The organism is Bradyrhizobium sp. Kon58 (assembly GCF_055807455.1).
The window spans coordinates 1-251 of the sequence record NZ_JBVVOT010000555.1 but is presented as its reverse complement, the minus strand read 5'-3'; the positions used below and the strand labels follow the sequence as shown (position 1 = coordinate 251).

1 protein-coding gene is annotated in these 251 nt (G+C 67.3%); it reads left to right on the top strand.

Features of this window, described 5'->3' with window-relative positions; translation table 11 throughout:
• The coding region (locus AC0L20_RS41475; RefSeq protein WP_473295907.1) for a hypothetical protein at window positions 1-251 on the top strand (251 nt) is incomplete at both ends.

Below are 251 nucleotides of genomic sequence, written 5' to 3'. Positions count from 1 at the left end.
CAACCCGATTTTCTGCCTGATCCCGCCGTACATGCTCGACCAGATCGCGCGCCACGGCGATAAAGCCCAACGGGAGGTCGCGCTGCGCACGCGCGCCAAGGACAGTACGTTCCGCTCGTTGCGCATGGTCGCCGTCCCCGCCAAGGGTCCAGCCCGCATGGCGCTGGCCGCGGGTGCCGTGAAACAGCGCTCGATCTACAGTGCCGAAAACAGCGACAGCCTGCCGGGCAAGCTGATCCGCGGCGAAGGCC